The sequence below is a fragment of the Neisseria sp. P0022.S010 genome, from assembly GCF_051956635.1.
Window position 1 is genome coordinate 1 of record NZ_JBQCXF010000792.1, and the last position, 669, is coordinate 669.

The following is a 669-nucleotide window of genomic DNA, read 5'->3' on the forward strand; positions in this document are numbered from 1 at the left end:
CTGATGAGCCAGTGCCGGGGGTTCGGCTCGCCACCTTAGTCAAAAATGCCGGAGATGGTTAAGTCTCCGGCATTTTTCATTGTATAAAGCGTAATAGAAAGGCCGTCTGAAATCTCATTTTCAGACGGCCTTTGTGTTTATGAGCCAGCTATTTATGCTTCTTCTGATTTTGTATTGGGCAAAACGCAGTTCAGGATAATCGCCAATACGGCGCACAAACCTACACCGGCGAAGCTCAAAGTACCTACTTTGATAATCATGCCGCCGATACCGGTGGTCAATACGGAGCTGACGATAACCAGATTTTTCGGCTGCATCAAATCGACTTTCGCATCAATCAATGTTTTGATGCCCAAAGAGGCGATTGTACCGAACAGCAGCAACATAATACCGCCCATAACCGGCATAGGAATCGAAGCCAAAAACGCGTTGAACTTACCGAAAAACGCCATAAAAATCGCAAAAATTGCCGCCCAAGTCATGATGACGGGATTGCTGTTTTTGGTAATCATCACCGCGCCTGTTACTTCGCCGTAAGTGGTCACAGGAGGGCCGCCGATCAAACCGGCTACGCATACGCCCAAGCCGTCGCCGGCGAGGGTTTTGTCCAAGCCAGGGTTTTTAGTGTAGTTTGTGCCGGTTACATTACCGATGGCCATAATGCCGCCG

1 protein-coding gene is annotated in these 669 nt (G+C 48.9%); it reads right to left on the reverse strand.

All coding sequences use genetic code 11. From position 1 onward, the window contains the following. Positions 1–152 precede the first annotated feature (152 nt). Positions 153–669 (reverse strand): solute carrier family 23 protein (locus ACTHUT_RS21445; protein WP_440419827.1); only part of this gene is annotated, 517 nt, incomplete at its 5' end.